Consider the following 21,651-nt stretch of genomic DNA (forward strand, 5'->3'; position numbering starts at 1 on the left):
CTCCGGAGACGAGCATTTAAGCTTGTTCCCCGGAGTCTTTCAGTTTGCGGTAGACAGTGAGCAGCATTGTGACATAGCAGGCGGTTCCTCCGATGAAATTGGAGATGGGCTCTGCGATAAAAACACCGTTGACACCGAGACCGAACAGCATTGGCAGGCAGACGGTCAGGGGAAGAACAATGACGACCTTCCGGAAGATAGAAAAGAAGATAGCCTGTCTGGACCTGTTCAGCGCGATATAGGTGGACTGGCCCGAAAACTGCAGGGACATCATGAAGATTCCAAAGAAATAAAGCTTTAAGGCGGGGACACCTTTTGCTATGATCTCCGGACTGCTGTTGAAAATATGGATAAAAAAGTGCGGTGCAAGAAGCAGGATACCCCATACAATAAAGGTGTAGCCGATGCAGGCAAGAGTCATAAACCGAATGGCTGCCTTGACTCTTTCGTACTGTTCAGCTCCGTAATTATATCCCAGAACCGGCTGGGCGCCGTTGGTAATACCGGTAACCGGCATCGTGATGACTTCCCGGATCGAATTTAAAATCGTCATGACGGTCACATAGAGATCTCCTCCATAGACCTGCAGGGTTGCGTTGCAGGCGATCTGTACGATACTGTTTGTGACCGACATCGTAAAACCGGAAAGACCGAGGGTTACGATCTGCCTGACCAGACGGAACCTTAACCTAAAGTTTTCCTTTTTCAGTTTTAGTATTGTTTTTCTGCCGGCGAGAAAGAGGAGGACCCATACAGAGGAAACAAACTGGGAAATGACGGTTGCGAGAGCCGCTCCCCTGACACCCAGCTGCAGGATAAAGATAAAAACAGGATCTAATATAATATTTAAGACGGCGCCGATTAAAACTGTCAGCATCCCGGTTCTTGCAAAACCCTGAGAGTTTATGAAGCTGTTCATACCAAGGCCGATCATCACAAAAACAGATCCCAGAAGATAGATCGTGATGTAGCTGTCTGCATAGGGAAATGTAGCTTCGCTCGCTCCGAATGCATAAATAATCGGTTTTTTAAAAATGAGGATTACAGCCGTGAGCAGAAGGCCCAGGAGAATCAGAAGGAAAAAAGAATTTCCCATGATCTCCTCGGCCTTTTTTTGATTTCCTTTTCCGCGTTCTATGGAACAAAGAGGAGCACCTCCCATGCCGATCAGATTGGCAAATGCCATGATGATCGTAATAATCGGAAAGGTAATGCCCACACCTCCCAGGGCGAGAGCGGCATCTGTTCCCATTCTTCCGATATAGATACGGTCAACAATACTGTACAGTACGTTGATCAGCTGAGCCAGAGTCATAGGTACAGCAAGGTTTATGATGTTTTTTGTGACGCTTCCTTTTGTAAAATCATTCTTAGTTTTTTCCATACTCGGATACAGCCTCGTTTCTCCAAACAATCTTTGGTAAAAAGTATAGCATGTTTTCCGGATAAATAGAATCTTGAATAAAATAACATTTGGATATATTTATATAAAATATTTACCTATAAAAATAATTGAAAGAGAAATATAAATCACAACACTTGTATACAGAAATGCATAAATACAGGGGGAAAACAAAATATTCTTTTGTTAAAAGTGTCAAATAAATGACATTTGGACATATTCTGCACACAAAATTGGCTAGAAAAAGTATGTCCGAATGTTATAATTTAGATAACATCGATGGAAGAAAAAGAAATGATCAGGAGGTAAGAAAATGGCATTATTTTCAAAAGGGAAAGAAGTGTTTGGATGTCCGATGGACGGTGAAGTGAGACCTTTGGATGAAACACCGGACAGGGCATTCGCAGACGGACTCCTTGGAGATGGGGTGGTTATTTTTCCATCGGGAGATAAAGTGTTTGCACCGTCGGCAGCAAAAGTAAATTTTACATTCCCGACACGCCATGCAGTCGGGCTGGAGACAAAGTCTGGATATGAATATCTAATCCATGTAGGGATTAACACGAATCAGCTGAAAGGAGAGGGATTTCATATATATGTGGAGCCAGGAGATTATGTGAATAAAGGACAGCTTTTGCTGGAATTTGATCAAAAACTATTAAAAGAAAAAAATTTATCAGAAGCAACCCCTATCGTATTTGCCAATGTAGAAAATGACAACATTGAAGTGCTGAAGGCAGGCCGGGTTAAAGCTAATGAAGATCTAATGGTCGTGAAAAAATAGGAGGATGAATAGAATGAAGCTATCAGCGCGTGAAAAATATAGCTATGGAATCGGTGCCCTGGGAAAAGATATGATCTGCGGAGTCATATTTACCTATGCAATGGTCTATTTTACAGATGTACTGAAAATTTCAGCGGCATTTGTAGGGACACTCTTTTTCTTTGCAAAGTTCTGGGATGCGGTAAATGATCTCGGAATGGGAATGGTCGTTGACAATACGAAAACAAGATGGGGAAAATTCAGGCCGTGGCTGGCTGTTGGAACATTGATCAATGCCGTTGTTTTTGCCTGTTTATTTACGGACTGGGGATTATCCGGAACCGCACTTTATGTTTTTGCTGCCGTTATGTATATTTTGTGGGGAATGACTTATACCATTATGGATATCCCATACTGGTCTATGCTCCCCAATCTGACCAGTGACAAATCAGAGCGCGACCGGGTGGCTGTAGTTCCCAGGATCTTCGCATCTGTGGGAGGATCCCTGATCGTCGGAGGATTTGGGCTTCAGATCATGGACTTTTTGGGAAAAGGTGATGCGCAGAAAGGATTTTCTTATTTCGCATACATAATTACGGCTGTATTTATTATCACCATTTACGGTCACAAATGTAAAATCAGCGGATCATGTAAGAGCAGTGAAGGAAGAGAAGACATCCTTTAAGAAATTGCTGCATATCATTTCAAAAAATGATCAGCTTCTTGTAGCCATTGCAGTAATCCTTACATTTAATTTTGCGATGCAGGTTATGACAGGGGTATCTCTATACTACTTCTTATATGTGGCAGGCAGCAAATCAATGTTTTCAATCTTTACGATGTTTGCAGGGATTGCAGAGATCTCCGGCTTGTTTCTGTTTCCATGGATCGCGAAACATCTGAACAGAAACCAGGTTTATCTTTTGGCAAGCCTGATACCGACAATTGGACTGGGGCTGTTATTCGTCATCGGATATCTGGCACCGACGAATTTTGTATTGACAGCCATCGCCGGCTATGGTGTTAAATTCGGTTCCGGGCTTCAGCTTGGGATTGTGACGGTTGTGCTGGCAGATGTTGTCGACTATGGTGAATATAAATTCGGAACAAGAAATGAGTCTGTTACCTTTTCTATCCAAACACTGCTCGTAAAGTTTACTTCGGCTATGGGTGCGCTTCTTACCGGATTTGCACTGAATGCCACGGGGTATATTCCAAATGCAGTACAGACAGCATCAACACAGAACGGTATCCGTTTTGTTATGATCGGTGTCCCGATTGTTTTTGTAGCCCTCAGTTTTATGATCTACAAGACAAAATTTAAACTTCATGGGGCGTATTACGACAAAATCATGAATGTTCTGGCATTGAGAAAAGAGAAACTGGACGAGCGTCTGGCAAACAATTCATAATAATTATAGAAAAGACGGAGGAATCTATATGTCAATTATTTTTCATGAGAGATCTAAAACATTTCATCTATATAATGATAAGATCAGTTATATTTTTAAAATCTTAAGAAACGGTCAGCTTGGTCAGCTTTACTGCGGAGCGGCAATACGGGACAGAGAAGAATATGAGCATTTATTTGAGGCAAGGCAGCGTCCCATGGCGCCGTGTACCTATGAAGGGGATCTGACGTTTTCTATGGAGCATATCAAGCAGGAATATCCGGCTTATGGATCAGGGGATATGAGATATCCGGCTTTTCAGATTCTGCAGAGCAATGGAAGCAGAATCACAGATTTTACATATATATCCCATAAGATCATGGAAGGAAAACCAGAGCTTCCAGGGCTTCCCGCAACCTATACAGAGGATCCGAAAGAGGCACAGACGCTGGAGATTCTTCTTCGGGATGAATTGATCCAGGTGGATCTGCTGTTATCGTATTCCATATTTGCACATTATGGAGCTGTTGCGCGTAGTGTACGGTTTGTGAATCGGGGAACAGAGTCTGTGATCCTGGATCAGGCAATGAGTCTGTGTCTGGATCTTCCGGATTCAGACTACGAAATGATCGAACTGACCGGAGCGTGGTCCAGAGAGAGGCATATAAAGGAGCGCAGACTGTGCCATGGCATCCAGTCCGTGTACAGTATGAGAGGCTGCAGTTCTAATAATTATAATCCGTTTATTGCACTGAAACGGGAAAACACCACAGAACATGACGGAGAAGTTTACGGTTTTTCCTTTGTGTACAGCGGAAACTTTCTTGCGCAGGTGGAAGTGGATACTTATGATGTCTCAAGGGTCACCATGGGAATCAACCCTAACACGTTTACGTGGGAATTAAAACCGGGAGAGAACTTTCAGACACCGGAAGCGGTGATGGTCTACAGCAGTGAGGGCTTAAACGGTATGAGCCAGACTTACCATGAGCTGTATCAGAAACGGCTGGCCAGAGGAGAATGGAGGGATCAAGTCCGTCCGATTCTTGTGAATAACTGGGAAGCCACATACTTTGATTTTGATGAAGATAAAATTCTTCTAATCGCAGATACGGCGAAACGTCTCGGCATCGAATTATTTGTCCTGGATGACGGCTGGTTCGGCAGAAGAGATGACGATACAAGTTCTCTGGGAGACTGGTACCCGGACCTTAACAAACTTCCGGAAGGAATCAAGGGCATTGCGGAAAAAATTGAAAAGAAAGGTTTGAAATTCGGACTTTGGTTTGAACCGGAGATGGTCAACAAAGACAGTGACCTGTATCGGGCTCATCCGGACTGGATGCTTGCGGCTCCGGGCAGAAACAGCTGTCACGGAAGAAATCAGTTTGTCCTGGATTTTTCCAGAAAAGAAGTGGTAGATTATATATACCGGCTCATGGAAAAAGTTTTGCTGGATGCTCCTGTGTCCTATATAAAATGGGATATGAACCGCTGTATGTCAGAGGTGTATTCAGCAGGATGCGGTGCATCGGATCAAGGGAAAGTTACACATAAATATATCCTTGGGGTATATGATCTTTATGAACGGTTGACAAAGAAGTTTCCGCATATCCTGTTTGAATCCTGCGCCAGCGGAGGTGCCAGATTTGATCCCGGAATGATGTATTATGCGCCCCAGTGCTGGACCAGTGATGATACGGATGCAATAGAAAGAATTAAAATCCAATACGGCACCAGTATGGTTTATCCGGTCAGCAGTATGGGAGCTCACGTATCAGCGGTGCCGAATCATCAGGTGCTGAGGAATACTCCGATTGAGACGCGGGCGAATGTTGCCTGTTTCGGGACTTTTGGATATGAACTTGATTTGAATCAGTTGTCAGCAGAGGAACAGGAAAAAATAAAAGAACAGGTGGAATTTATGAAGACATACCGGGAGGTCCTTCAGTTTGGAACCTTCTACCGCCTTCAGAGCCCTTTTAAACACAATACAAGTGCATGGATGTCGGTCTCACAAGACAGACGGACGGCGGTCGTCGGATACTTCCGCACGCTGGAACCGGTGAATTCAGGATATACAAGACTGAAGCTCCGGGGGCTCGATGAAAATTTATGCTATCATGTGACAATCAATGAAACCAGCCACTACGGCGATGAACTAATGAAAGCCGGACTGGTGACTTCGGATGCCTCCAGCGGTGAAAACCGTGAGACATATAACGGAGCCAACGGAGATTACCAGTCTCGCCTATATATCTTAACTGCGGAGGACGAATTGCGAGCGCCTTCCGTACGTTCCTAATGAAGGAAAGACTCCTGCTGTTTACAGTATGGAGCCTTTCCTTTTTATCTATTCAGAATGCTTTTGGTTTTCTGCTTTGTGAGGGTCGAAAGCCCGTATAATATTCGGAACATTCCGGTTTTCTTTGCGGTAGGCCGTGGGACTTAAACCGGTAATTTTTTTTAAATGCCTTGGAAAAGGCAAGCTGATTGGCATAACCGCAGGAGTATGAGATATTCTTAACCGGAAGATCCGTATCTGAAAGAAGTTCTGTGGCTTTGGTAACGCGGAATCTTAAGAGGAACTGCTGGGGTGACATATGAAGGTTTTCCTGGAACATGCTGCAGAGATAACTCCGGTTTAAAGAAACATAATCAGCAATGTCCCTGACGGTAATGACATTCTGGTAATTTTTCTGTATAAATTCAATGGCCTTGCTGATATGTATGTTTTCACTTGTAAAATCAGACTTGTATTTAATATCAGCGGACCGGCTGAAGGAGGCAAAGATCAGAAAGAGTATGCCCTGAATATAAATCTCATTGCTGTAGCTTAAGGTATTATGTCTGAGGATATCTTCAATATAAGATACAAGAAGTTCTTTCTCCTCACAGTGACAGATCAGATGTTCACTGTCCAGACCGCAGCGCTGAAGATAGTCATTGACTTGATTTCCGGAAAAACCGACCCAGAGATAGGTCCAGGGATCTTGTTCGTCTGCCTGGTAAAAGGTTACTTCATCCGGGAGGATCAAGAAAGCGTCTCCCGGCTCAATGGTGTACTGTTTGTCCCCGGCATAGTAATATCCTTTTCCGCTGACACAGTAGTGAAGCAGGTGGTGGCTCCGGACAGCAGGACCGAAGGAATAAAGAGGTGTGCACTCCTGTATGCCGCAGAAAAGGAGATAAAAGTCAGAAAACATTTGGTTCTTGATTTCCAAAAATGAATACATAGTCTCTCCTTTCCCTGTTTTTTACTTTTATTTTATAATACAAAGCGGTAAAACACAACCGGGAAACGGCAGAAAACACTTTGTGTTTCTATATTGATTATGGTAGAATAAATAAAATATTAAAAACACTATGAAAACGAGGAGTGATTCCATGAAATTTACAAAGATGCATGGCTGCGGCAATGATTATGTATACGTGAACTGTTTTGAAGAAACGATAGAAAATCCCAATGAGACGGCAAAGTTTGTCAGTGACCGCCATTTTGGAATCGGGTCAGACGGTATGATCTGTATTCATCCTTCTGACAAAGCGGATTTCCGGATGGCCATGTACAACAGTGACGGTACAGAGGGAGCCATGTGCGGAAACGGAGTCCGCTGTATCGCAAAGTATGTATACGACTATGGATTAACGGACAAAACAACGATCACCATCGAGACCAAAGGCGGGATCAAAGAACTGGACCTTACAGTGGAAGACGGAAAGGTCACATGGGTCAATGTAGACATGGAGGCCCCTGTGCTGGAGGCCGATAAAATACCGGTGATTTATGATGAGGAGAAAAAAGTCATCGACAAGCCTGTCATCGTAGACGGCAGAGAGTACAGGATCACCTGTGTATCTATGGGAAATCCCCATGGAGTCGTGTTTGTAGACTCTGTGGATGATCTTGATATTGAAAAGCTCGGGCCGATGTTTGAACATCACCCGATGTTTCCGGACAGAGTCAACACAGAATTTATCCAGGTGGTCGACGACCATACGATCAGGATGCGTGTTTGGGAGCGCGGAGCAGGGGAGACTCTAGCCTGCGGAACCGGTGCATGTGCAAGTGCCTATGCAAGCTATCTGAATCAGAAGACCGGCAATAAAGTCCTGGTCCACCTTCTGGGAGGAGATCTTCAGATTGAATATGACGAAGAGAAACATACCATCTTCATGAAAGGACCGGCCACAAAAGTATTTGACGGGGAGATTGACCTTTAAAAAGTTTTGGCTTAGGAGGAATCTATGAAATTATCAAAATTATTAGAACGCTCAGAATACACTCTCGTACAGGGCACGGAAGATACAGAGATTTCGACTCTCGTATATGACTCAAGAAAAGTGGAGGAGAACAGTGTTTTTGTCTGCATTTCCGGGGCAGCCTTTGACGGACATAAGTTTATTGGGCAGGTAATCGAAAAGGGTGCCAAAGTTATCGTTGTACAACAGGATGTGGAAGCTCCGAAGGGCGTAACGGTGATCCGTTTTGACGACACGAGAAAGGCGCTTGCAGAGATGTCCGCAGCTTACTTCGGATATCCGGCAGAGGAACTGATGACCATTGGGATAACCGGAACCAAAGGCAAGACAACGATCACTTACATGATCCAGTCGGTGCTTGAGCACGCGGGGCAGAAGACCGGGCTGATCGGAACCATTGAGACTGTCATCGGGGATGAAAGAATCCCTTCGGTCAATACGACGCCGGAATCTTACGTGATTCAGGAATCTTTCCGGAAGATGGCGGATGCGGGATGCAAAAATGTCGTCATGGAAGTTTCTTCACAGGGACTGATGCTCCACAGGGTGAGCGGCTTTACCTTTGACTATGGTATTTTTACGAATCTGGCCGAAGACCATATCGGAGAAAATGAACACAAGGATATGGATGACTATATCCGCTGCAAGTCTCTTTTGTTTCAGCAGTGCAGGCAGGGCATTGTAAACGGGGATGATGACTATGTAGAAAGAATCATCAAGGGGCATACATGTTCTTTAGAGACCTTTGGCATGAAGCCGGGCAGCGATGTGTATGCCGACCATATAGAGCGTATCCAGGAACCCGGTTATCTTGGCGTTTCTTACGATTTAAAAGGAAAAGAAGAGTATAACGTTCATGTGGACATTCCAGGAGACTTTACGGTCTATAATTCGCTGGCAGCCATTTCATTGTGCCGCCATATGGGAATTCAAAAGAAAGATGTTCTGGACGCACTGAATACGATTCAGGTAAAAGGCCGTTTAGAGATCATAAAAACACCGGGCGAATACACCCTGATGATTGATTACGCCCACAATGCCATGAGTCTCGAAAGCCTGCTCACGACGATACGGAAGTATGATCCGAAAAAGATCTACTGTCTGTTCGGCTGCGGAGGCAACAGGGCCAAAGCCAGACGGTATGAGATGGGCGAGGTATCTTCAAAACTTGCGGATCTTACGGTGGTGACATCAGACAATCCGAGAAATGAAGAACCGATGGACATTATCAATGATATTTTGGTGGGAGTCCATAAGGGACCGGGAGAATATGTCACGATCCCTGACAGGAAAGAAGCCATCCGCTACTGCATGGAACATGCAGGAAAGGGCGATATCGTCATTCTGGCGGGCAAAGGACATGAAGATTATCAGGAGATCAGAGGAGTGAAACATCATATGGATGAAAGAGACTTGATCCGGGAGATCATCGCAGAATCCATTTAAATTCAGAACACAAAAACCGAAAGCATCACACATGTTTCCGGGAGGAGATTAGGAGGAACTATGGACAGCAGAATTAAAGGAACAACAAGATTATTGGGACTGATCGGGTCACCGGTGGGACATTCAGGATCACCGGCTATGCACAATTATGGATTTCAGGCGCTCGGGATTGACGCGGCTTACCTGGCTTTTGATATCAAAGAAGACCAGGTAAAAGATGCCATCAGCGCAGTGCGAACACTGAATATGCAGGGGCTCAATGTGACCATGCCGTGCAAGACAGAGGCAGCAAAATATATGGATGAATTGTCTCCGGCAGCCAGGCTGATCGGTGCGGTAAACACTGTGGTAAACAGAGACGGAAAACTTTACGGACATATCACAGACGGTGAAGGATTTGTGGCAAATCTTAAGGATCATGGGGTTTCAATCGGGAAAAAAGATATTGTGATCTTTGGGGCCGGAGGTGCTGCGACAGCGATTTTGGTACAGTGTGCTCTGGATGGCGCAAATTCCGTCACGGTCATTAACCCAAGGGATGATTTCTTCGGACGGGCGGAAGAGATGCATAAAAAGCTCCGGGAAGAAACTCCGGACTGTGACATCACTTTGATCGATCTGGCTGACGAAGCTGCTGTCAAAGAAGCGGTATCAAAAACCGATATTCTCATCAACGGAACTCTTCTTGGGATGAAACCAAAAGAAGACACTTCCGTGATCCGGGATACGAGCCTGTTCCGCAAAGATATGGTTGTTGCAGATGTGGTCTATAATCCGAAAGAGACAAAGCTGTTAAGAGAGGCTAAAGCAGCGGGCTGCAGGACTGTCCAGGGAGACGGAATGCTCTTATGGCAGGGAGTGGCTGCATTTAAACTGTTCACCGGACAGGATATGCCGGTAAAAGAAGTAAAGGAAAAGTTCTTTTCTTAAAACAGAATACATAATCAACCAGTGATATAAGAGAAAAAGGATTGCCCGGGCAGTCCTTTTTTCTTTCTTACAGTCATATCCTGGCAGAATACTGCATATACTTTAACAGTCTATCGTAGGAGGATATTATGGATTACTTTAATGTATATAAGGATATTATGGCCAGGACCGACGGAGAGATCTACATCGGCGTGGTAGGTCCGGTTAGGACCGGAAAGAGTACGTTTATCAAGCGGTTTATGAACCTGATGGTTCTTCCGAACATGGAAAATGAGAACGAAAGAAGCCGTGCCAACGACGAGCTGCCTCAGTCATCCAGCGGAAAAACCATCATGACGACGGAACCCAAGTTTGTGCCGAATGAAGCGGTGGAGATCAACGTGGATGACGGCATCAGCATGAAAGTCCGCCTCATCGACTGTGTGGGTTACATGGTAAACGGAGCTGTGGGCCATATTGAGGGAGAAGAAGAACGGCTGGTGAAGACACCGTGGTTTGATTATGAGATTCCATTTACAAAAGCGGCCAGCATCGGGACAAAAAAAGTCATCACGGAACATTCCACGATCGGGATCGTAGTGACTACAGACGGTTCCTTCGGCGACATAGAGGCGGCCAATTATCAGGAGCCGGAGGAAGAGACGATCAAACAGCTCAAAGCATTACATAAACCATTTGTGGTACTTTTAAATACGAGCCGTCCATATTCTGAAGAAACTGTGAACCTTGCCAAAGAAAAGGAAGCAAAATACGGGGCAAAAGTGCTCCCGATGAACTGTGAACAGCTTAAGAAGGATGATATTTATTATATACTCAAGAGTGTACTGATGGAATTCCCAATTTCTTCGATTGGCTTTTTTGTACCGAAATGGGTGGAGGTACTTCCGCACGATCACAAGATCAAACAGGAAATCATGGAGACTGCCCGGAAGATGCTCATAGAGAAGGATACCATGAAAGACATCTATGAGGAGGAAGATTACGAAAATCAATACATAAAACAGTGGAAACTGGATTCTGTCGCTATGGATACCGGAGTGATCCGTATCGCAGTGGATATGGATGATTCCTATTATTATGAATTTTTAAGTGATACGATTGGACTTCCGATCAAGAATGAATACGAATTCATCTCGATCATGAGAGATCTTGCAAGACAGAAAAAGGAATACGAAGAAGTGGCCGATGCCCTGAACGCAGTGAAACAGAGGGGATACGGTGTTGTGACCCCGACAAAGGGAGATATTGTCCTGGAAGAACCTAAGATCGTGAAGCATGGGAACAAATACGGGGTGAAGATCAAGGCCAGTGCTCCGTCCATTCATATGATACGGGCCAATATTTCCACGGAGATCGCACCGATCGTCGGAGAAGAGTATCAGGCCAAGGATCTGATGGAGTACTTTGACAAGGGAAAGAGTGATCCTCAGGAAAGTATATGGGATATCAATATTTTTGGAAAAACACTGGAGCAGCTTGTCGGAGAAGGCATGCAGTCAAAAGCGCAGAAGATGACAGAAGAAAGCCAGCAGAAACTGCAGGATACTATGGAAAAGATCGTCAATGAGAGCAACGGCGGACTGGTCTGCATCATCATCTGACAATAGCTGGGTGGCATTGACAAATTACGAAAAAAAGAATATACTTTGGTAAACAAAATATTAGGAAAGCGCAGGATAAATGATAAGATGTCGATTAGAATATTAGGTACAGGAAGTTATCTTCCGGAGACGATTGTTACAAATGATGATTTAGCAAAAGTGATGGATACCAGCGATGAGTGGATTGCCAGCAGAACCGGTATCCGGGCACGTCATATTTCTGTGGACGATACAACATCCGGCATGGCAGTGAAAGCTGCAAAAGAAGCCCTGAAGGAAAGCGGAGTCGCTCCGGAGGAGCTGGACTGTATCTTTTTAGCGACATTGTCCGGTGACCGGGCCACTCCCAACGGGGCCTGTGACGTTCAAAAAGCCATCGGAGCAAGGAATGCGGTCTGTATGGACTTAAATGCGGCGTGTTCCGGGTTTGTCTATGCTCTGACCACTGCGGTAGCCTATGCAAAAGCAGCATTGGCAAAAAAGATGCTCGTCATCGGTGTGGAAACCTTATCAAAGGTCGTGGATTGGAGCGACCGCAGTTCCTGTGTCTTGTTCGGAGACGGGGCAGGGTGTGCAGTGGTGGAAGCGGATGATTCCAGAGAAGTATTTATCGATTACGGATCTAACGGGGAACTCGGGGAAGCGCTGACCTGCGGGGAGAGAAAATTAAATAACTTATTGGTAGAGAACCATGAGCCTTTGGAACAAGTCTTTATGGACGGACAGGAAGTTTACCGGTTTGCGGTAAAGACGGTTCCCAGGACGATTGAAAATGTATTGGAGAAAGCAGGAGTTTCAAAAGATGAGATCAAATATTACGTCCTGCATCAGGCCAACAAACGGATCATCGATTCGGCTGCAAAACGTCTGAAGCTTGACATAGAAAAGTTTCCGATGAACCTGGACCGGTGCAGCAATACTTCTTCTGCAAGTGTCCCGATCTTATTGGACGAGATCAATAAAAAGGGTTTGCTTGAGAGAGGAGATAAGATTGTCATGTGCGGATTTGGAGGAGGTCTGACCTGGGGAACGATTTATTTAGAATGGTAAGAAACGGCCGGAGACGATTCCGGTGTCACCTGAGAAAAAAGTAGGGCTTTCCTGCTTTTTTTGTTTATTTCACAGGAAAGTTTCAGGACTTCCCTGTGGAATAAAAACGCTCCGCCGATTGAGCACAGATGCGTGAGGATGAACGTGCTTCAAATGTTAAAGTATGCTATAATATAAGAATATAGATTAAAGGAGGTGTTGGCAATGGAATTACAGATGTGGAGAGAGATCCTTTGCCCTTACGACTTAGCTGTGGAAGAATTAAAGCTGAAGTTCGTACACATCATGAACGAGTACAGGACCGCAGGCCGCTATTCACCGATCGAACAGGTGGATGGGAGAGTCAAGAGTATTTCCAGCATTCTTGACAAGATGCAGAGGAAAAAGATCAATATCAATGAAATCGAGACCGATCTGGAGGATATTGCGGGCATCAGAGTCATTTGTCAGTTTGTGGAAGATATCGACCGTGTTGTGGAGATTATTGAACAGCGGTCTGACATGGAGATCAAGACAAAAAAAGATTATATAACAAAAGCAAAGGACAGCGGATACCGGAGTTTTCATGTCATCATCTATTACGATGTGGATACGATCTACGGAAAAAAACGAATCCAGGCGGAGATACAGATCCGCACACTGGCCATGAATTTCTGGGCAACAGTGGAGCACTCCCTTCAGTACAAATATAAGGAAAATATCCCAGAGCATATCACGGAAAAGCTCATGAATGCGGCGGATGCCATCGTGGTCCTTGACAAGGAGATGTCCATTGTCAGAGATGAGATCATGGATGCACAGAATTCTTTCAGGAAGAAGGCAAATATCGTTTCTGAGATCTTGTCAACGATGCAGAATTTATATAAAGTTGCCAACAAACAGGAAGTCATCAAGATACAGGATGAGTTTTACAAAATATATGAGACAGGAGATATGGAGCAGCTGATCCATTTCAATAAGCAGCTGGACATCATTGCGGAAGGCTACCGCGCACAGAGCCTGTCATAGGAGAAGTTATGGAATTACCACAATTATTCGTTGAGAAGATGAAATCCCTTCTGGGAGAAGAATACAGCGATTATGAGGCATGTTTAAAGCGGCCGAAGCAGAATGGCATCCGGGTCAATACATCAAAGATATCGGTGGAAGAATTTCAAAAGATCGCACCATTTGAGACCGAGCCGGTGCCGTGGACGAAAAACGGGTTTTTTGTCGGACCAAAAGAGCAGCCTGCGAAGCATCCCTTTTATCATGCGGGTCTGTACTATATTCAGGAACCGAGCGCCATGGCACCCGCGGCATTTCTTCCGGTAGAGCCCGGGGACAAGGTACTGGATCTCTGTGCGGCGCCCGGAGGCAAGTCCACAGAACTCGGGGCAAAGCTTCGGGGAGAGGGAATTCTGGTGTCCAATGACATCAGCATTACAAGGACAAAAGCCCTCTTGAAAAATTTAGAGATGTTCGGCATCAGCAACAGCGTGATCGTAAGCGAGGAACCTAAAAATCTTGTTCCGGTCTTTTATGAGTATTTCGATAAAGTGCTTGTGGACGCGCCCTGTTCGGGGGAAGGAATGTTCCGCAAAGGCAGCAGCGAGATTAAAAACTGGGCCGAATACGGCATTGAACCTTATGTAAAAATCCAGAGGGAAATCATCCTTGACGCGGTAAAGATGCTCAAGCCCGGAGGATATCTTTTATATTCTACCTGTACCTTCTCTCCGGAAGAGGACGAGCAGCTGATTGAGTACCTGCTGGAACAGGAGCCCGGGCTGTCCCTGGCCGATCTGCCGGACTGTGAAGGGTTTGACAGAGGACACGCCGAATGGACGGTGTCAGGGCTTCAGGATGTAAAGAAATGCATCAGGCTTTGGCCCCACAGAATCAAAGGAGAAGGCCACTTTCTGGCTCTTTTGAAAAAGGACGGCTCTCCGGCTTCGGACAGGAAGGAGTCAGGAAATGCCCGTGCGGTGATCTCTGAGGAGGCGGAAGCCTTTTTGTCCGGGTGCAGGATGGACCTTGACAGAGACAGGATCAAAGAACATAAGGGGAGACTGATCCTTATGCCGAAAGAACTGCCTGACCTTGGCAGGCTCCGGGTTTTAAGACACGGACTGCTTTTGGGAGAGATGAAGAAGAAACGGTTTGAGCCAAGCCAGGTTCTGGCTATGGCGCTTTCCGGCAGCGGATATGTGAGAACCCTGGATCTAAGCCTTTCAGATGACAGGCTCATGAAATATCTGAAATGTGAAACGATACTTGCAGACGAAAAAGAAGACGGTGTGTATCTGATCACTGTCTGCGGATACCCTCTCGGATGGGGGAAACTTTCAAAGGGACGGATGAAAAATAAATATGCGCCGTCATGGAGATGGATGTGATGAAGACACTGCGTTTGGACAAGTTTTTATGCGATGTCCTGGGATGCACCAGGAGCGAGGCCAGGAAAATGATCCGCCAGGGCAGAGTCCTGGCAGGAGACGAGATCATTAAGAAACCGGAATATAAAGTAAACCCGGAAGAAGATGAGATTACAGCGGACGGGCAGAGACTGAACTTCCGGAAATATGAGTATCTGATGATGAACAAGCCAAAGGGCGTGGTGACGGCAACAAAAGATGGAAGAGATAAAACGGTCATGGATCTGCTCACTGGAAGACACAGGAAGGGGCTGTTCCCGGCAGGCAGGCTGGACAAGGACACCGAAGGCCTGCTGCTCATCACAAATGACGGAGAACTGGCTCACCGTCTGCTGTCTCCGAAGCATCATGTCACGAAATGCTACTCTGTCACTGTAACAGGGGAAATTGGCAGAGAGCAGCAGGAGATTTTTGAGTCAGGCATGGATATCGGAGATGACAAGCCTTTGAAGCCGGCGAAACTTGTCATACTGACTTCAGGAGAAGTATCGCAGGCAGAGGTGTTTATCACAGAGGGGAGATTCCATCAGATCAAACGGATGTTTGAGGCGGTAGGCAGCAAAGTTTTAGAACTGAAAAGACTTTCCATGGGAAGCCTTGTTCTGGACCCGGAACTTCTCCCGGGACAGGTCAGAGAGCTTACGGAAGAAGAAATCAAATGTTTAAAGGAGAACTAATGCTAAAAGATAAACGAGCAGTTATTTTTGACCTGGACGGAACCCTTGTGGATTCCATGTGGATCTGGCGGGAGATCGACGAACGGTTTTTGGGACAGTATGGCCTGCAGGTACCGGATGGGCTGAACGATTTCCTGGAAGGCTTCAGTTTTAATGAGACGGCGGAGTATTTTAAAAACAATTTTCCGCTGCCGCTCTCCGTACAGGAGATCAAGGACACATGGAACCGTATGGCCTGTGAGATGTATATGAATGAGATCCCTCTCAAGGAGGGGGCAAAGGAGTTTCTGGATATCCTGAAGGAGAAAAAGCTTCCGCTTGGAATCGCTACAAGCAATTCCAGGGAACTGACAAATGCATGTCTCGATGCCCATGGGATCGGGGAATATTTTCAGTATATCTGTACCTCCAATGAAGTGCCGAAAGGGAAACCGGCGCCGGATGTGTATCTGAAGACCGCGGAGGAGCTCTCTGTTTCTCCGGAACATATTTTAGTGTTTGAAGATATTCCATACGGCATCATGGCCGGAAACAGCGCGAATATGACGACCTGTGCCGTCCGGGATTCCTACTCCCAGGCGGTGACGGAAAAGAAGAAGGAATTGGCGGACTATTACATTGACACTTACTTTGATATCATAAACGGAACCTATCAATCAGTTTAAGCGATACGAGAGGTGATAACATGAAGAAAGTAGCGATTATTACAGGTGCTTCCTCAGGGCTGGGAAGGCAGTTTGTCATTCAGACGGCAAAGAGTCATGGATTTTTAGATGAGATCTGGGTGGTGGCGCGAAGGGCAGACCGCTTATTTGAACTTGGGGTGCTGGTTTCCAACATCGTGATCCGGCCGATTCCTCTGGATCTTGCGAAAAAGGACAGCGCCGAACGGATCAGAAATATCCTGGCAAAAGAAAAGCCGAAAGTTTATGTGCTGGTGAACTGTTCCGGGCTCGGACTGGCCGGGAAGTTTGACCGGCAGGAGGAAGAGATGCTGGATCAGATGGTGAAAGTGAACTGTCTCGCTCTCACGAGGATCACCAGAGCCGTGCTGCCGTATATGCCAAGAAAGGCACGTATCGTACAAGTGGCATCTTCTGCGGCATTTGTACCTCAGCCGGGATTTGCAGTCTATGCGGCGACAAAGTCCTATGTACTGAATCTGAGCCTGGCATTGAGACAGGAGCTGAAAAAGAGAGGAATTATTGTGACGGCCGTCTGTCCGGGACCGGTAAAGACCGAGTTCTTTGATACGGCCTATCAAAAAAAAGAAATGAAACTATATAAAAAGCTTGCGATGGCAAAGCCTGAAAAAGTGGTAAAGAAGGCTCTGAGGGATGTAAAGAGAGGCCGGGCGGTCTCTGTCTACGGGCTTTCCATGAAGGCGGTGAGAGTTTTGTGCAAGCTGCTGCCGAGCGGTCTGATCGTCAGACTGATAGGCTAGAAGGGAACCCGAATGAAAGAAATCAGAATCTCAGACCGGGAAGAAGAACAGCGGCTGGACAAACTGCTGGCAAAATATCTGAATAAGGCTCCGAAAAGCTTTCTCTATAAGATGCTCCGTAAAAAGAATATTAAACTGAACGGAAAAAAGGCATCGGGAAGTGAAAAGCTGAAATCCGGCGATGTGGTGTGTGTTTATATGGCGGATGCGACCATTGCTTCTTTCCGGGAAGAACCGAGGGCGGAGAGGAGGAAGGCAGATCTTTCTGTGATTTATCAGGATTCCAATGTGCTCATCATCAATAAGCCTTACGGGATGCTGTCACAGAAAGCAAAGCCGTCGGATATATCGGTGAATGAGCTGATCGTTCCCTATTGCCTGGAACACGGCATTTTAAAAGAGTCTGACCTGGAATTGGTCCGTCCGTCTGTCTGCAACCGTTTAGACAGGAATACGACGGGTCTGCTGATCGCGGGGATCTCTCTGGAGGGGCTTCAGACGATGGCGGAAGTGCTGAGAGACCGCTCTGTGAGAAAATATTACTACTGTATTGTGAAGGGCATGGTGAACAAAAAAACAAGAATTTCCGGTTATATATGTAAAGACCACAGAGAAAACAAAGTTTCTTTTTCGGAGCGAAAGATCAGCGGAGGAAGCCGGATTGAGACAGCCTATGAGCCGATGGCAGCCGGGCACGGCTTTACGCTCCTGAGGGTGGAACTGATCACCGGAAAGACCCATCAGATCCGGGCCCATTTAGCCGGGATGGGATTTCCTCTGGCAGGGGATACCAAGTACGGAGACAGGGGTGTCAATCTGCAGATGAAGCAGAAGTTCGGAGTAAAGCACCAGCTGCTGCACTGCGGCTGCCTCGAGTTTCCCGAAGGGATGAAAAGGTGCGGGGAGCTGTCCGGCAGGACCGTTGCCGCAGAGCCTCCGGAAACATTTTTAAGGACAGCAAATGAATTGTTTGGGAGAGTCGTATGGGAACCTGGAATTTAAAAGGATTGAGGGGATCGGTCCTTGAAGAACTGGTCAACCACACAAATGAAAAGTATAAGGAACAGGGGCTGGCTCTGATCCAGAAGATCCCCACATCCATAAAGCCGGTCCGGTTTGACAAGACCACCCGGCAGATCACTTTAGCATATTTTGACCAGAAAAGTACGGTGGACTATATGGGGGCTGTCCAGGGATATCCTGTTTGTTTTGACGCCAAAGAGTGCGGAAACGACGTATTTCCCTTACATAATATCCATGAACACCAAATAGAATTTATGGAGAGGTTTGAAAAACAGGGTGGCATAAGCTTTCTGCTGATCTATTTTACCCACAGGCAGGCCTGTTACTTCATGTCTTTTGAGGAGACAATGAAATACTGGAACAGGCAGTTAAACGGCGGTCCCAAGCATTTTAAATTTGAGGAACTGGATGCAGGATTCTTTGTTCCTATGAAAAAAGGTATGATCCTGCATTATTTAGAGTGCCTGAATAAACTATTGGCCGGGAGGCGTTGACTTAGCCTGCTGTTTTTCGTATAATAAAACATTGAAACAGCCGTTACGTCCGGCAAGTGAATACACAGAAAGAAGATAGACCAATGATTAGAAGTATGACAGGATTTGGGCGCAGCGTCGTATCCAATGACAACAATCAGACGATCACCGTTGAGGTGAAATCAGTCAATCACAGATACTGTGATATCTCATTAAAGATACCGAAAAAATTTACTATGTTTGAGGCGGATGTCCGGAACCTGTTTAAACAGTATGCGAACAGGGGAAAGATCGATCTGTCCATATCATATGAAGACTTGTCCGAGACCAGCGTAGGTCTCCACTATAACCGCGCGGTGGCAAAAGAGTATATGGATGCCTTTCATCAGATGGAAGAAGAGTTTGGAATTCCGGTGTCGGCCACGGCAGAACGCCTGGCTCAGTTTCCAGAGGTGCTCTCTCTCACAGAAGAGACTTTTGACGAGAGCCGGTGGTGGAGCCTGATCGAAACAGCGGTTAAGGAAGCCGGCAAAAAATTTGTGGAATCCAGGACAGTGGAAGGGAAAAGACTTTTGGAGGATATGGAAGGAAAGCTCGCCCGGATGGAAGACGATATTGAGTTTATCGCCGAGCGTTCTCCGTCTATTATTCAGGAATACCGTACGAAACTGGAAGATAAAGTAAAAGAATTTTTAGAAAATGCTGGGATCGATGAAAACAGGATTGCGGCAGAGGTCACCTTATATGCAGACAAAATATCCGTGGATGAAGAGATCGTCCGCTTTAAGAGCCATATCAAGGCCATGCAGGAAGAGCTCTATGAGAAAGAAAGCGTCGGAAGAAAACTGGATTTCCTTGCCCAGGAAATGAACCGGGAGGCCAACACGATCTTGTCCAAGTCCAGTGACGTGGAGCTTTCCAACCACGCCATCGAGCTGAAGACCAATGTGGAAAAGGTCAGGGAACAGGTTCAGAATATCGAGTAGGGAGGATAAAACGATGAAAAAAGGTGCGTTGGTCATCTTATCCGGATTTTCCGGCGTTGGAAAAGGCACAGTGGCAAAGCGCCTGGTGGAGAAGTACGGATACAGTCTGTCGGTCTCCGCGACGACCAGGCAGCCCCGGGAAGGGGAAGTGGACGGAAGAGACTATTTTTTCAAGACGGAAGAAGAGTTTCGAAACCTGATTGACTACAACGGATTTATAGAATATGCTAGATATGTAGAAAATTTTTACGGCACGCCGCGGAAGTTCGTGGAAGATGAGCTCAACGCGGGGCATAATGTCATACTGGAGATTGAAGTACAGGGGGCGTTTGCCATCAGGGAACAGTACGAGGATGCTCTTTTGATCTTCATCACGGCTCCCAGTGCCGGGGAGATCAAAAACCGCCTGATCGGAAGGGGAACGGAGTCTGAGGAAGTCATAGCAAAGCGGCTTTCAAGGGCGGTGGAAGAGTCCGAGGACATGTGCCAGTATGATTATATTATCGTCAATGACGATCTGGAAGTGTGCGTCGGCCAGGTGCATGCGGTGGTCACCGCACAGTCCTGTGAGCGCAGACACAACATGGATCTGGTAAAAGAAACAATGGAAGGATTAAAAACCTTATAGGAGGAATCATATTTATGCTACACCCATCATATTCAGAATTAATGCAGGTCATCAATGGAGATGACGAAGACAAGAATATCATCACCAGCCGCTACTCACTTGTCATTGCCAGTGCCAAGAGAGCCAGACAGCTGATCGGAGGAGATATGCCGCTTACGGAAGATGCAGACGAACAGAAGCCTCTTTCCACGGCAGTCGAGGAGATACGGAGCAATAAAGTAAAGATTCTTCAGGATGGAGAAGACGAAGAATAGAGAAAGCACGAAGGGTGAATAGGATTTTTTCTAGTCACCCTTTTCAAATATCATCTTGAAAGGAACAGACATGGATCTTATATTAATCTTAAAAACAATCATTTTAGGAATTGTGGAGGGCATCACGGAATGGCTCCCAATCAGCAGCACCGGACACCTGATCTTAGTGGATGAGTTCATAAACTTAAACGTCTCGGCGGCATTTAAAGAGATGTTTGACGTGGTGATCCAGCTGGGCGCCATCATGGCGGTGGTCGTGCTCTATTTTCACAAGCTGAATCCGCTCTCTCCAAAAAAGAACCGGAAGCAGAAACATGAGACCATGGTACTCTGGTATAAAGTGATCTTTGCGGTCCTTCCGGCGGCAGTCATCGGCATACTGTTTGACGATGCTATTCATGACAGATTTTTTAACCCGGTGGTTGTTGCGGCAACGCTGATCATCTATGGTGTCTTATTTATCGTCATTGAAAATCATAACGAGAGAAGCAGGAGAAGAGGCATGGATTCTCTCTCGGGGCTTACATACCGGATGGCCTTTATCATTGGAGTGTTTCAGGTATTGTCTCTGATTCCGGGCACATCCCGTTCCGGAGCTACCATTGTGGGAGGTATTCTGATCGGATGTTCCAGGACCGTGGCGGCAGAGTTTTCATTTTTTCTTGGAATTCCGGTCATGTTCGGAGCCAGCCTTTTAAAGATCTTAAAATTCGGGCTTTCCTTTACCGGAACAGAGCTTGTGGTGCTGGCCATAGGAATGATCGTTTCGTTCCTTGTATCCATTGTTTCGATTAAGTTTTTGATGGGATATGTAAAACGGCATGATTTTAAGGCGTTTGGGGTGTACAGGATCATACTTGGTATTCTGGTCATCGGATATTTTATGTTTTTTAAATAGGAGAA

Annotated in this window: 20 protein-coding genes and 1 pseudogene; 19 read left to right on the forward strand and 2 right to left on the reverse strand. The window is 45.9% G+C overall.

Annotated elements, in window-relative coordinates:
• Positions 1–16 precede the first annotated feature (16 nt).
• Positions 17–1,384 carry an MATE family efflux transporter gene (locus tag ANCC_RS07030; protein WP_006567382.1) on the reverse strand — a complete coding sequence of 456 codons (1,368 nt, stop codon included), beginning with the start codon at positions 1,382–1,384 and terminating at the stop codon, positions 17–19.
• Positions 1,385–1,715: 331 nt separating this feature from the next.
• Between ANCC_RS07030 and ANCC_RS07035 the strand changes: the two genes are divergently transcribed.
• The 3 genes and pseudogenes from ANCC_RS07035 to ANCC_RS07050 all read left to right on the forward strand — a co-directional run bounded on the left by ANCC_RS07035 (position 1,716) and on the right by ANCC_RS07050 (position 5,861).
• Complete coding sequence (locus tag ANCC_RS07035) at positions 1,716–2,186, forward strand: PTS sugar transporter subunit IIA (RefSeq protein ID WP_006567380.1); 471 nt, start codon at positions 1,716–1,718, stop codon at positions 2,184–2,186.
• Between the two features lie 100 nt (positions 2,187–2,286).
• A pseudogene (gene melB, locus ANCC_RS17595) lies at positions 2,287–3,577 on the forward strand (melibiose:sodium transporter MelB).
• Positions 3,578–3,605: 28 nt separating this feature from the next.
• Entirely contained in the window at positions 3,606–5,861 is a 2,256-nt protein-coding gene (locus ANCC_RS07050) for an alpha-galactosidase (RefSeq protein ID WP_006567377.1), read from the forward strand.
• Between the two features lie 52 nt (positions 5,862–5,913).
• Here the strand turns inward: ANCC_RS07050 and ANCC_RS07055 are convergent, their stop codons facing one another.
• Entirely contained in the window at positions 5,914–6,792 is an 879-nt protein-coding gene (locus ANCC_RS07055) for an AraC family transcriptional regulator (RefSeq protein WP_006567376.1), read from the reverse strand.
• 151 nt (positions 6,793–6,943) lie between these two features.
• Between ANCC_RS07055 and dapF the strand changes: the two genes are divergently transcribed.
• The 16 genes from dapF to ANCC_RS07135 all read left to right on the forward strand — a co-directional run bounded on the left by dapF (position 6,944) and on the right by ANCC_RS07135 (position 21,646).
• On the forward strand, positions 6,944–7,780 hold the full coding sequence (gene dapF, locus ANCC_RS07060) for a diaminopimelate epimerase (protein ID WP_009291185.1): 837 nt from the start codon (positions 6,944–6,946) through the stop codon (positions 7,778–7,780).
• 24 nt (positions 7,781–7,804) lie between these two features.
• Positions 7,805–9,265, forward strand: a complete 1,461-nt coding sequence (locus tag ANCC_RS07065; protein ID WP_006567373.1) for a UDP-N-acetylmuramoyl-L-alanyl-D-glutamate--2,6-diaminopimelate ligase — start codon at positions 7,805–7,807, stop codon at positions 9,263–9,265.
• 60 nt (positions 9,266–9,325) lie between these two features.
• Entirely contained in the window at positions 9,326–10,195 is an 870-nt protein-coding gene (locus ANCC_RS07070; protein WP_006567372.1) for a shikimate dehydrogenase, read from the forward strand.
• Between the two features lie 128 nt (positions 10,196–10,323).
• Entirely contained in the window at positions 10,324–11,796 is a 1,473-nt protein-coding gene (spoIVA, locus tag ANCC_RS07075; protein ID WP_009291186.1) for a stage IV sporulation protein A, read from the forward strand.
• An 87-nt stretch (positions 11,797–11,883) separates the two neighbouring features.
• Positions 11,884–12,846, forward strand: coding sequence for a beta-ketoacyl-ACP synthase III (locus ANCC_RS07080; RefSeq protein WP_006567369.1), 963 nt, complete (start codon positions 11,884–11,886; stop codon positions 12,844–12,846).
• A 204-nt stretch (positions 12,847–13,050) separates the two neighbouring features.
• On the forward strand, positions 13,051–13,854 hold the full coding sequence (locus ANCC_RS07085; protein WP_006567368.1) for a GTP pyrophosphokinase: 804 nt from the start codon (positions 13,051–13,053) through the stop codon (positions 13,852–13,854).
• Positions 13,855–13,862: 8 nt separating this feature from the next.
• Complete coding sequence (locus ANCC_RS07090) at positions 13,863–15,224, forward strand: RsmF rRNA methyltransferase first C-terminal domain-containing protein (protein ID WP_006567367.1); 1,362 nt, start codon at positions 13,863–13,865, stop codon at positions 15,222–15,224.
• Positions 15,224–15,940, forward strand: a complete 717-nt coding sequence (locus ANCC_RS07095) for a pseudouridine synthase (protein WP_009291188.1) — start codon at positions 15,224–15,226, stop codon at positions 15,938–15,940. The genes ANCC_RS07090 and ANCC_RS07095 overlap by 1 nt, the downstream gene beginning before the upstream one ends.
• Positions 15,940–16,605 (forward strand): HAD family hydrolase, encoded by a 666-nt coding sequence (locus ANCC_RS07100; protein ID WP_009291189.1) that lies wholly within the window; start codon positions 15,940–15,942, stop codon positions 16,603–16,605. The genes ANCC_RS07095 and ANCC_RS07100 overlap by 1 nt, the downstream gene beginning before the upstream one ends.
• Before the next feature lie 20 nt (positions 16,606–16,625).
• Complete coding sequence (locus ANCC_RS07105; protein ID WP_006567364.1) at positions 16,626–17,384, forward strand: SDR family NAD(P)-dependent oxidoreductase; 759 nt, start codon at positions 16,626–16,628, stop codon at positions 17,382–17,384.
• Between the two features lie 12 nt (positions 17,385–17,396).
• The gene (locus tag ANCC_RS07110; RefSeq protein WP_006567363.1) at positions 17,397–18,386 is read left to right on the forward strand and encodes an RluA family pseudouridine synthase; all 990 of its coding nucleotides are present in this window, start codon (positions 17,397–17,399) and stop codon (positions 18,384–18,386) included.
• Entirely contained in the window at positions 18,368–18,901 is a 534-nt protein-coding gene (locus ANCC_RS07115; RefSeq protein ID WP_006567362.1) for a Holliday junction resolvase RecU, read from the forward strand. Before ANCC_RS07110 ends, ANCC_RS07115 begins: the two co-directional genes overlap by 19 nt.
• 83 nt (positions 18,902–18,984) lie before the next feature.
• Entirely contained in the window at positions 18,985–19,866 is an 882-nt protein-coding gene (locus tag ANCC_RS07120) for a YicC/YloC family endoribonuclease (RefSeq protein ID WP_006567361.1), read from the forward strand.
• Positions 19,867–19,879: 13 nt separating this feature from the next.
• Positions 19,880–20,494 carry a guanylate kinase gene (gmk, locus tag ANCC_RS07125; RefSeq protein WP_006567360.1) on the forward strand — a complete coding sequence of 205 codons (615 nt, stop codon included), beginning with the start codon at positions 19,880–19,882 and terminating at the stop codon, positions 20,492–20,494.
• 14 nt (positions 20,495–20,508) lie between these two features.
• On the forward strand, positions 20,509–20,748 hold the full coding sequence (gene rpoZ, locus ANCC_RS07130) for a DNA-directed RNA polymerase subunit omega (protein ID WP_009291193.1): 240 nt from the start codon (positions 20,509–20,511) through the stop codon (positions 20,746–20,748).
• A gap of 70 nt (positions 20,749–20,818) precedes the next feature.
• Complete coding sequence (locus ANCC_RS07135) at positions 20,819–21,646, forward strand: undecaprenyl-diphosphate phosphatase (protein WP_006567358.1); 828 nt, start codon at positions 20,819–20,821, stop codon at positions 21,644–21,646.
• Positions 21,647–21,651: the final 5 nt, after the last annotated feature.

This window comes from Anaerostipes caccae L1-92, from assembly GCF_014467075.1.
In the GTDB taxonomy this organism is placed as follows: Bacteria; Bacillota; Clostridia; order Lachnospirales; family Lachnospiraceae; genus Anaerostipes; species Anaerostipes caccae.

Excerpts from the sequence above, each read along its gene's own strand:
- ANCC_RS07135 (WP_006567358.1), top strand. The coding sequence starts at position 20,819 with ATGGATCTTATATTAATCTTAAAAACAATCATTTTAGGAATTGTGGAG.
- ANCC_RS07120 (WP_006567361.1), top strand. The coding sequence starts at position 18,985 with ATGATTAGAAGTATGACAGGATTTGGGCGCAGCGTCGTATCCAATGAC.
- dapF (WP_009291185.1), top strand. The coding sequence starts at position 6,944 with ATGAAATTTACAAAGATGCATGGCTGCGGCAATGATTATGTATACGTG.
- ANCC_RS07080 (WP_006567369.1), top strand. The coding sequence starts at position 11,884 with ATGTCGATTAGAATATTAGGTACAGGAAGTTATCTTCCGGAGACGATT.
- rpoZ (WP_009291193.1), top strand. The coding sequence starts at position 20,509 with ATGCTACACCCATCATATTCAGAATTAATGCAGGTCATCAATGGAGAT.
- ANCC_RS07070 (WP_006567372.1), top strand. The coding sequence starts at position 9,326 with ATGGACAGCAGAATTAAAGGAACAACAAGATTATTGGGACTGATCGGG.
- ANCC_RS07095 (WP_009291188.1), top strand. The coding sequence starts at position 15,224 with ATGAAGACACTGCGTTTGGACAAGTTTTTATGCGATGTCCTGGGATGC.
- ANCC_RS07065 (WP_006567373.1), top strand. The coding sequence starts at position 7,805 with ATGAAATTATCAAAATTATTAGAACGCTCAGAATACACTCTCGTACAG.
- ANCC_RS07050 (WP_006567377.1), top strand. The coding sequence starts at position 3,606 with ATGTCAATTATTTTTCATGAGAGATCTAAAACATTTCATCTATATAAT.
- ANCC_RS07110 (WP_006567363.1), top strand. The coding sequence starts at position 17,397 with ATGAAAGAAATCAGAATCTCAGACCGGGAAGAAGAACAGCGGCTGGAC.
- ANCC_RS07105 (WP_006567364.1), top strand. The coding sequence starts at position 16,626 with ATGAAGAAAGTAGCGATTATTACAGGTGCTTCCTCAGGGCTGGGAAGG.
- ANCC_RS07035 (WP_006567380.1), top strand. The coding sequence starts at position 1,716 with ATGGCATTATTTTCAAAAGGGAAAGAAGTGTTTGGATGTCCGATGGAC.
- ANCC_RS07085 (WP_006567368.1), top strand. The coding sequence starts at position 13,051 with ATGGAATTACAGATGTGGAGAGAGATCCTTTGCCCTTACGACTTAGCT.
- ANCC_RS07030 (WP_006567382.1), bottom strand. The coding sequence starts at position 1,384 with ATGGAAAAAACTAAGAATGATTTTACAAAAGGAAGCGTCACAAAAAAC.
- ANCC_RS07115 (WP_006567362.1), top strand. The coding sequence starts at position 18,368 with ATGGGAACCTGGAATTTAAAAGGATTGAGGGGATCGGTCCTTGAAGAA.
- ANCC_RS07055 (WP_006567376.1), bottom strand. The coding sequence starts at position 6,792 with ATGTATTCATTTTTGGAAATCAAGAACCAAATGTTTTCTGACTTTTAT.
- gmk (WP_006567360.1), top strand. The coding sequence starts at position 19,880 with ATGAAAAAAGGTGCGTTGGTCATCTTATCCGGATTTTCCGGCGTTGGA.
- ANCC_RS07100 (WP_009291189.1), top strand. The coding sequence starts at position 15,940 with ATGCTAAAAGATAAACGAGCAGTTATTTTTGACCTGGACGGAACCCTT.
- ANCC_RS07090 (WP_006567367.1), top strand. The coding sequence starts at position 13,863 with ATGGAATTACCACAATTATTCGTTGAGAAGATGAAATCCCTTCTGGGA.
- spoIVA (WP_009291186.1), top strand. The coding sequence starts at position 10,324 with ATGGATTACTTTAATGTATATAAGGATATTATGGCCAGGACCGACGGA.